The organism is uncultured Salinicola sp., assembly GCF_937921195.1.
Classification (GTDB): Bacteria; Pseudomonadota; Gammaproteobacteria; order Pseudomonadales; family Halomonadaceae; genus Salinicola.
This window is the reverse complement of record NZ_CALFQK010000214.1, coordinates 1-9,220: the sequence shown is the minus strand read 5'-3', so window position 1 is coordinate 9,220 and position 9,220 is coordinate 1. Positions and strand designations below refer to the sequence as shown.

At 61.1% G+C, this 9,220-nt stretch carries 9 protein-coding genes and 1 pseudogene; 2 read left to right on the top strand and 8 right to left on the bottom strand.

What is annotated here, in order from left to right:
- Nucleotides 1-236: transposase domain-containing protein (locus Q0602_RS25070; RefSeq protein WP_298848981.1), on the top strand; the 236-nt coding region annotated here is incomplete at its 5' end.
- The gene (locus Q0602_RS25065) at nucleotides 226-495 is read left to right on the top strand and encodes a hypothetical protein (protein ID WP_228169026.1); all 270 of its coding nucleotides are present in this window, start codon (nucleotides 226-228) and stop codon (nucleotides 493-495) included. The genes Q0602_RS25070 and Q0602_RS25065, both read left to right, overlap by 11 nt.
- A gap of 25 nt (nucleotides 496-520) precedes the next feature.
- Here the strand turns inward: Q0602_RS25065 and Q0602_RS25060 are convergent, their stop codons facing one another.
- The 8 genes and pseudogenes from Q0602_RS25060 to Q0602_RS25025 form a co-directional block, all read right to left on the bottom strand.
- Nucleotides 521-1,267 carry a hypothetical protein gene (locus tag Q0602_RS25060; RefSeq protein ID WP_228169027.1) on the bottom strand — a complete coding sequence of 249 codons (747 nt, stop codon included), beginning with the start codon at nucleotides 1,265-1,267 and terminating at the stop codon, nucleotides 521-523.
- Between the two features lie 113 nt (nucleotides 1,268-1,380).
- Complete coding sequence (locus Q0602_RS25055) at nucleotides 1,381-2,883, bottom strand: tripartite tricarboxylate transporter permease (RefSeq protein ID WP_228169028.1); 1,503 nt, start codon at nucleotides 2,881-2,883, stop codon at nucleotides 1,381-1,383.
- Nucleotides 2,884-2,914: 31 nt separating this feature from the next.
- Complete coding sequence (locus Q0602_RS25050) at nucleotides 2,915-3,433, bottom strand: tripartite tricarboxylate transporter TctB family protein (RefSeq protein ID WP_298848978.1); 519 nt, start codon at nucleotides 3,431-3,433, stop codon at nucleotides 2,915-2,917.
- Nucleotides 3,434-3,511: 78 nt separating this feature from the next.
- Nucleotides 3,512-4,501, bottom strand: a complete 990-nt coding sequence (locus tag Q0602_RS25045; protein ID WP_228169030.1) for a tripartite tricarboxylate transporter substrate binding protein — start codon at nucleotides 4,499-4,501, stop codon at nucleotides 3,512-3,514.
- 258 nt (nucleotides 4,502-4,759) lie between these two features.
- Nucleotides 4,760-5,962 (bottom strand): 3-oxoadipyl-CoA thiolase, encoded by a 1,203-nt coding sequence (gene pcaF, locus Q0602_RS25040; protein WP_228169031.1) that lies wholly within the window; start codon nucleotides 5,960-5,962, stop codon nucleotides 4,760-4,762.
- Nucleotides 5,963-5,989: 27 nt separating this feature from the next.
- Nucleotides 5,990-7,657: an electron transfer flavoprotein-ubiquinone oxidoreductase gene (locus tag Q0602_RS25035; RefSeq protein WP_228169032.1), complete on the bottom strand. Its 1,668-nt coding sequence runs from the start codon at nucleotides 7,655-7,657 to the stop codon at nucleotides 5,990-5,992.
- Nucleotides 7,658-7,772: 115 nt separating this feature from the next.
- Nucleotides 7,773-8,723 carry an FAD-binding protein gene (locus Q0602_RS25030; protein WP_228169033.1) on the bottom strand — a complete coding sequence of 317 codons (951 nt, stop codon included), beginning with the start codon at nucleotides 8,721-8,723 and terminating at the stop codon, nucleotides 7,773-7,775.
- 14 nt (nucleotides 8,724-8,737) lie between these two features.
- Nucleotides 8,738-9,220: pseudogene (locus tag Q0602_RS25025) on the bottom strand (electron transfer flavoprotein subunit beta/FixA family protein); the annotation flags it as partial.

Genomic DNA, 9,220 nt, shown 5'->3' with positions numbered 1-9,220 from the left:
ACCTGGGCATCATCCAGAGCCTGATCAGCACCTGCAAGCTGCACGATATTACCCCGTACACATATCTGGTGGACGTGCTGCAACGCATCAGCCAGCACCCGGCCCTTGAAGTCAGCGACCTGACGCCCCGACTCTGGAAAACCCGGTTCGCCGAGAACCCGTTACGGGCGCTGATCGACCCATGTCATCCTGATCGCCAGAACCCACAGCCGGAGGCCACCGTTCATGCGCATTGATGACATGAGCATCGACCAGTTGCTGGAACTGAATCAGTATATCTGCCGACGCATTGATGAGCTCCGGGATCAGGCAAATCTCCAGGCGCTGAGTCAGTTGCGGGTTGGCCTGAAGGTGACCTTCGAGGGCCGGGAAGGCCCGGTATTGGGGATCGTCACCAAGATCAACCGCAAGAGTGTGATCGTGCTGGGCGAGGATGGCAGGAAGCAATACAAGGTCTCGCCGGAGTTATTAAGGCCCCTCCGTGACGTGAAGTAGGTCAACTACGTCTTGGAATGAACGCTTACGTTTTAACGGCTCTTGGACGCGGACCTGCAAGCTGGTCGCAGCCCCATCCCAGCAAAAACAATACGGTGGCAGATGCTAGCACATAGGGAAACAGTTCTCCCCAAGTTAGCGACTCCAGGTTGCCCAACACCACTGCGACACCGATACCCAACGGTGAGACCAGCGGCGCCAGGGTGAAGCCTCGCAAGGTTGCTAACAACATGCGACGACGACGCACTTCCTGCACCCACACTCTCCCCTGAGCAGCGCCGAGGGTATTGGCCTTGTCAATCATCGACATGAACAGATTCAATACACCAAAATTCAGCACGATGCCAAACAATGTGGAACCCAACGAGAGCATCGGATAACGCCAGGTCGGTGGCTGCATCAACAGACTCTGACCACAGCGATGAATTAGCTTTGAGCGATAGGCAGGGAGGCGCAATAAGGCCAGTACGGTCATAAACGCCGCGAGGAAAACGAATCCAGCTGCCGCCTCATGCAGCACTACCCAAGGAGCAGGGAGCCACCAAATGGCGAAAAGAGACATTAGGATGCAGGCAATAACCAAGAGGCGCGCCATCGAACTGAATCGAGGCCATCCCAACAAAAGAAACAACACCAACAGCAACTGAGCCAAGCTTGCGATAATTAATGCGCCACTCAACATGTGCGCAATTGCCAGCACCACAATACCTGCAAGCAGGTGACTAGTCCATTTGGTTGTAACCAGATCTCTTCCAAAAAATTTCACCGGCAATCAGCCTCCCTGGCAACAGGAGAGCCGGCCTCAAATGGTGGCCGGCTCGATTCCCTTACGCACCGGTCGATCCCACCGACCGGTGCAATATCACGGGCACTATGCCCTTGGCATCATGTACTGGACTCATCTACGCTTCGTTTCGGTTCTTTGCGTGCCGTAATGAGGCGATAGATGGCCAGCGAAATGGAGCCGACCGTTAGAGCAATAAAGAACCAAGTGATCGGACCGCGCACAAAGATCGACAGGTCGTTGGAGCCAATCAGCAGTGAGCGACGCAGGTTATCTTCGAACATCGGACCCAGGATAAAACCAATCAAGAAGGGAGCTGCTGGTATCCCGGTACGATTGAACACATAGCCGAGCAGTCCAAAGGCCAACATCAACCACACATCGAAGGTATCATTATTGACCGCATATGCCCCATACACACAGAACATCAGCACGATCGGAAAAAGAATCGCCTTGGGAATATCAGCAATCAGCGAAAAATAGCGAATTGCTGCGTTACCAACGAACAGCAAGATCACTGAACTCAGCATGATCCCCAGGAACAGCGCATAGATCAGAGGGAGATTTTCCTGGAACAGGATCGGTCCCGGCGTCAAGCCATGGACCATGAAGGCACCCAGGATAATGGCCGTAATGACGTCACCGGGAATACCCAGCGACAGCAGCGGAATCATGGTGGCACCAGCCACGCCGTTGTTCCCCGCCTCTGAGGCGGCAACACCTTCCACCTCTCCCTTCCCAAACTTATCGCGATTGGGGGAACGCCGCTTGGCATCACTGTAAGAGATGAACGCTGCCGCGGTAGCGCCTGTCCCAGGAATAGCGCCAATCACCACGCCAATCAGGCTACCACGAACAATGCTCTTGATGCTTCGCTTAAACTCAGCCATTGTCACGCCGACGCCGCTCGCCTTCGCGCGCAGGTGCGGGACCACTTTCTTTCGGTAGAATTCGATAATCTCAGGAATCGCAAAAAGCCCAATCAACAGCGGAATGAACGAGATACTGTCCATCAGGTTATAATTATTAAAGGTCAGCCGCTGAGAGCCAAACACTGAATCCAACCCTACCAATGAGAGCAGGATGCCCAGCAGGGCCGCAATCAGCCCCTTGATCATGGAGCCACTGGCCAGCGATATAATGATGGTCAGTGAGAAGCAAATCAGCCAGAAAAACTCTGGGGCACCAAAGTTGAGCGCTATCTTGGCCAGATAGGCGGCAAAGAAGATGAGCGCAATATTAGAGATAAAGTCTGCAATGACAGAGGAGTAGAGCGCCATCTTTAGCGCTTTTTTCGCATTCCCCTGCTGGGCAAGCGGATAGCCATCCAGCAACGTACAGGCCGATGCCGGCGATCCCGGCGTACGGATCAGAATCGCGGTAATCGAACCGCCATACATGCCCCCCTTATAGATCCCCACAAGCAACAGGATGGCGGCCACCGGCTCCATGGAGAATGTAAAGGGTAGCGCCAGGGCCACCGCCATGGTGGCGGTAAGACCAGGGATCGAGCCGACGGTGACACCAACCACCACCCCTACCGCTATCGCGATAAAGTTCTCTGTCGCAAGGAATAACTGTAGTACTTCAGTAATATTATCCATATCTCACCAGATCTTGAGGATGGCCATCGGATCAGAACGGCAGCATCGGAAGCGGAACGTTCATGACCTCGGTAAACAGCAGCGATACGCCTACCGGGAAGGCAACGGCCAGACTGTAGACCCGCAAGGTGCGCACAGGATGGGCGACAAACAGGATCAGAGTGGCGAGAATTCCGCTAATGATGGCGCCCAGCATCTCGAACAGGCCAACATATACCACTAGTGCCAACACCATCAGCGCAAAACGTAACCATGGACCACGCTCGAAGCGACGCCCGCTCTCCTCACCATCGTCAGCGACCAGCACCCCTTGGATAATCATGAGGGCTGAAAATACCACGAGTAGCCACCCGACGATGGTCGGCAGCCAGCGCGGCGACATCATCGGATTCTGCAGAATGGGCGGTTCTCCAATGTGATTGGGAATCAAATACAGTAAAAGCAGCAGCGAAAAGCACAGCAGCAGCACTCCAGCGACCACATCCAAGGAATCTTTGACCAGCATGCGGTGGGAAGGGTGAGACTTCGTCATCGGGAAAAACCCTTTCACGTGTAAAAACTCCGCATGGAAACCACTGAGGCGAGGGCAACGTGCCCTCGCCTCACCATGCCGTGACAGAAAAGTGACTTACTCCTGGCGAATACCGGCCTCCGCCGCCACTCCATCCCAGCGGGTCACTTCATCGGCGACAAAGGCCTTGAAATCGTCGCCAGCAACAGTTCCCTTCTCCCCTCCCAGCTGCTCTACGAAGCTGGTGAACTCCTCACGCTCCATTACTTTTTGGAGAGCTTCCTGCATCGTGGCGAAAGCCTCGTCAGGGAAGGAGCTGTGAGCGATCAGACCAAACCAAGCAGTGGTGACAAACTGATCAAGATTATACTCGCCGATCTCTTTCAAAGTCGGCACATCGGGGAGATACTCCGAACGCTCTTCGGAGGTCACAGCCAGTGCCCTGAGGTCACCTGACTGGATGTGAGAGAATACCGTGGGCATGTTCTCGAAGGAGACGTCAACGTCCCCACCGAGGAGAGCCGGCAACGCCGCGCCACTGCCAGCAAATGGCACGTTTGTCATATTCGAGCCTGTCAGCGTCTTGAACAGCTCACCAGACATATGCACAGAACTACCTACACCGGGACTGCTGAATGACATGTTCTGGTCTTGAGCGGCCTCGATGAACTCCACCACGCTCTCGTACGGGCTGTTGGCCGGAACCACCATGACATTTGGGATATCCAGCATGTTCTGGATAAACACAAAGTCCTCAACCGGGTCGTAGGCCAGGTTGGGATAGATGGCAGCACCAATGGTGTGGCCGGGTGAAGCCATCAGGATAGTATGAGCAGCATCGCGACCACCGCGGGCAAGCCGGCCGGTGGCCACCGTGGAGCCAGCACCTGGGCGATTTTCTACTACCACATTCGCACCAATCTCATCCTTCAGCAGGTCCGCCACTCGTCGCGACAGAACGTCGGTAGTGCCGCCGGGCCCATAGGGCACCACCAAGCGGACGTCACCAGTAGGCCATTCCGATGCTTGAGCGCTGGAGACGGCCAGCGTCAGCGCCACTGCGCCGCCACAGGTTGCCACGCAGAGTGCGTTGAGCAGCTTATTCATATTTTGCTCCTTCATAATTGAAATGAACGCTATGCGGACTTTTGATTCGCATTTAGTCCGTAGACTACTTTGCTATGCCGAAGGCCAGGTATGCGACTTTAGCCGCAACCCCCGACCCACCCCTTCCCTGACTTAAGGTTTTTTGCTTTGACATTCATGGGGTTACGGCTCGCTCCACCTTCGTGATCAAGCTCATCAGACCCATTCGCTTGTAGTGGCCAACAACACATGACCCCAGCAGAATGCTAGGACGGGTCCTCAAACCCTCTCGATCAAGGTCGCAATGCCCTGACCCACGCCCACACACATGGTGCACAGGGCGTATCGCTTGCCGCTCTTCTGCAGCTCGTGGGCCGCGGTCAGCAGCAGGCGGGCGCCGGACATGCCCAGCGGGTGGCCCAGCGCGATGGCGCCGCCGTTGGGGTTGACCCGCGGGTCGTCGTCGGCAATCCCCAGTTCGCGCAGGCAGGCGAGCGCTTGGGCGGCGAAGGCCTCGTTGAGCTCGATCACGTCGATCTCGTCCAGCGACACGCCGGTGCGCGCGAGCAGCTTCTGCACCGCGGGCATCGGGCCGATGCCCATGATGCGCGGCTCGACGCCGGCGGTGGCCATGCCGAGGATCTTCGCCATGGGGGTGAGGCCGTGCTGCTCCACCGCAGCGGCACTGGCCACCAGCATGGCGGCGGCGCCGTCGTTGACCCCGGAGGCGTTGCCGGCGGTGACGCTGCCACCTTCCCGGAACGGCGTCGGTAGCCCGGCGAGCTTCTCGAGCGTCGTCGCACGCAGGTGCTCGTCCTGGTCGAAGCGCAGCGGTTCCTGCTTGCGGCGCGGAATCTCGATGGCAGTGATCTCCAGCGCGAAGCGGCCGGCGGCCTGGGCGGCAGCGGCCTTCTGCTGGGAGCGCAGGGCGAAGGCGTCCTGGTCCTCGCGGGAGATCTTGAACTGTTCGGCCACGTTCTCGGCGGTCTCCGGCATCGAGTCGACGCCGTAGGCTTTCTGCATCAGCGGGTTGATGAAACGCCAGCCGATGGTGGTGTCCTCGATCTGCTGGCCCCGGGAGAAGGCGCTGTCGGCCTTGCCCATCACGTAGGGGGCCCGGGACATCGACTCCACGCCACCGGCCAGCGCCAGGTCCATCTCGCCGGCCTTGATGGCGCGAAAGGCGGTGCCCACCGCGTCCATGCCGGAGCCGCACAGGCGGTTCAGGGTGGTGCCGGGGATGGATACCGGCATGCCCGCCAGCAGCAGCGACATGCGCGCCACGCTGCGGTTGTCCTCGCCGGCCTGGTTGGCGCAGCCCATGAAGACCTCTTCGATGGCGGCAGGGTCGAGATTCGGCGTCTCGGCCAGCACCGCCTTGAAGATGGTGGCCGCCAGGTCGTCGGGGCGCACGCTGGAAAGGGTGCCGCCGAAGCGGCCCACGGCGCTGCGCCGCGGATGGCAGAGGAATACGTCGCTCATAACATGCTCCATATTAGAAACTTAGGTTCACATATTGGGATAGTTGGGCCCGCCGCCGCCCTCGGGCGCCACCCAGGTGATGTTCTGGGCCGGGTCCTTGATGTCGCAGGTCTTGCAGTGCACGCAGTTCTGGAAGTTGATCTGGAACTGCGGCTTGACGTCGTCCCCCTCGATCACTTCGTAGACCCCGGCCGGGCAGTAGCGCTGGGCGGGCTCGGCATACTCGGGCAGGTTGTCGCGGATCGGAAGCTCCGGGTCCGCCAGGCGCAGGTGGCAGGGCTGGTCCTCCTCGTGGTTGGTGCTCGACAGGAACACCGAGGAGAGCTTGTCGAAGGAGAGCTTGCCGTCGGGCTTGGGGTAGTCGATCTTCTCGATTGCGGCGGCGGGCTTGAGCGCCGCGTGATCCGGCGTGGTGTCGTGGACGTTGGGCAGCTTGCCGCCGAGCAGCTGGTTGAGGAAGTTGTAGGCGCCGCCGCCCACGGTGCCGTACTTGTGGATCGCCGGGCCGAAGCTGGCACTCCCCTTTAGCTCGGCGTAGGCCCAGCTGGACTCCCACATGACATTGAAGGTCGTTAGCTCGTGCCCTCCTTCATCACCTGCACTGATGGCCTCGAAGACCGCCTCGGCGGCCACCAGGCCGGACTTCATGGCGGTGTGCAGCCCCTTGATCTTGGCGAAGTTCAAGGTGCCGGCGTCGCAGCCGATCAAGAGGCCACCCGGGAAGGACATCTTGGGCAGACAGTTGAGGCCGCCCTTGGTGATGGCGCGGGCGCCATAGGCGATGCGCTTGCCGTCCGCGAGGTGTTTGGCCAGCACCGGGTGGTGCTTCATGCGCTGGAACTCGTCGAAGGGCGACAGCCAGGGGTTGCGGTAGGAGAGGTCCATGATCAGGCCCACCACCACCTGCTGGTTCTCGGCGTGGTAGAGGAACCAGCCGCCGTGGGTGGACTTGTCGAGCGGCCAGCCGGAGCCGTGGAGGACCAGGCCGGGCTCGTGCTGCTCGGCGGGGATGTCCCACAGCTCCTTCAGGCCGATGCCGTAGTGCTGGGGGTCGCGGCCGGCGTCGAGGTCATATTCCCGGATCAGCCGCTTACCGATATGGCCGCGGGCGCCCTCGGCGAACAGGGTGTACTTGGCGCGCAGCTCCATGCCTGGCATGTAGCTGTCCTTGGGCTCGCCGTCGGCGCCCACGCCCATGTCGCCGATCAGGATGCCCTTGACCACCCCCTCCTCGACGATCGCCTCCTGGGCGGCGAAGCCGGGGAAGATCTCCACGCCCAGGCCCTCGGCCTGCTCGGCCAGCCAGCGGCACAGGTTGCCGGCGCTGATCACATAGCGGGTGAGGTCTCCGCCGGTGTTATGCATGGACTTCGGCACCAGGGCGTTGGGCAGCTTCTGGGCCTTCTCGGCATCCTTGAGCAGGTAGAGCTCGTCGCGGATCGCTGGGGTGGTCAGCGGCGCGCCGCGCTCCTCCCAGTCGGGGAAGAGCTCGGCCAGGGCGCGGGGCTCGAAGACGGCGCCGGAGAGGATATGGGCGCCCACCTCGGAGCCCTTCTCTACCACGCAGACGCTGAGCTCCTGCTCGGCGGCATTGGCCTGCTGCATCAGCCGGCACGCCGCGGCCAGCCCCGAAGGCCCGGCGCCGACGATGACCACATCGAAGTCCATCGAATCGCGTTCGGTTACCGATGTCATGAAAAGTCCCACTGTCGAAGAATAAAGCCGACGGGTCAGAGTTCGACTCCTTCCCGCCGGCAAGCCGAGAGAGCTTTTGGCCTCGGCGTCATGATGATCAGGGGTTGCGGGAGGGTTAGAGACGCCCCTCAAGCTCCGGCAGCGCCTGGAAGAGGTCGGCGACCAAGCCATAGTCGGCCACCTGGAAGATCGGCGCCTCCTCGTCCTTGTTGATGGCGACGATCACCTTGGAGTCCTTCATGCCGGCCAGGTGCTGGATGGCACCCGAGATACCCACGGCGATGTAGAGCTCAGGCGCGACGATCTTGCCGGTCTGGCCCACCTGCATGTCGTTGGGCACGAAGCCGGCGTCCACCGCGGCGCGCGAGGCACCGATGGCCGCGCCCAGCTTGTCGGCGATGCCGTCGAGCAGCTTGAAGTTCTCGCCGTTGCCCATGCCGCGGCCACCGGAGATCACCACCCGGGCGGCACCCAGCTCGGGGCGGTCGGACTTGGCCAGCTCTTCCTTGAGGAAGGTGGACTGGGCGTTGTCGGCCACGACGTCCACCGCCTCGACGGCGGCACTGCCACTCTCGGTCCCTCTATCAGGGCAGGCATCGAAGCCGGTGGTGCGCACGGTGATCACCTTGAGGGCGTCCTCGCTCTGCACGGTGGCGATGGCGTTGCCGGCGTAGATCGGGCGCTTGAAGGTGTCCGGGGACTCCACCGCGATGATCTCGGAGATCTGGGCGACGTCCTTCAGGGCGGCGACGCGGGGCAGCACGTTCTTGCCGGTGGTGGAGGCGGCCGCCAGCAGGTGGGTGTAATCGCCGGCCAGCTCGTTGAGCAGCGCCGCGGTGGGCTCGGCCAGCAGGTGGGCGTAGGCGGCGTGGTCGGCCACGCGCACGCGGGAGACGCCGTCCAGCCTGGCGGCGGCCTCGGCGATGGCGGCGACGCCTTCGCCGGCCACCAGCACATCGATATCGCCACCGCTCTCTTTGACAATCTGCTTGGCAGCGGAAACCACATGGGCGGTGGCGCAGGCCAGGGCGCCGTCGTGATGTTCAGCGAGTACCAGAATGCTCATGAGATCAGCTCCTATCAAAGCACTTTGGCTTCGTTCTTGAGTTTGTCGACCAGCTCATCCACGGAGCCCACCTTGACGCCGCCCTGGCGCTCGGCCGGCGGCTCGACCTTGAGCAGCTTGACCTTGGAGGCCACCTCGACACCGAGATCCGCCGGGGTCTTGACGTCCAGGGGCTTCTTCTTGGCCTTCATGATGTCCGGCAGCTTGGCATAGCGCGGCTCGTTCAGGCGCAGGTCGGTGGTGATGATGGCGGGCAGGCTCAGCTCGACGGTCTGCAGGCCGCCGTCGACCTCGCGGGTCACCTGGAACTTCTCCCCCTCGACCTTCACCTCGGAGGCGAAGGTGCCCTGGGGCAGGCCGGTGAGGGCCGCCAGCATCTGGCCGGTCTGGTTGTTGTCGGTGTCGATGGCCTGCTTGCCGAGGATCACCAGGCCCGGCTGCTCCTCCTCGGCCACCTTGGCCAGCGCCTTGGCGGCGCCCAGCGACTCGACCCGCTC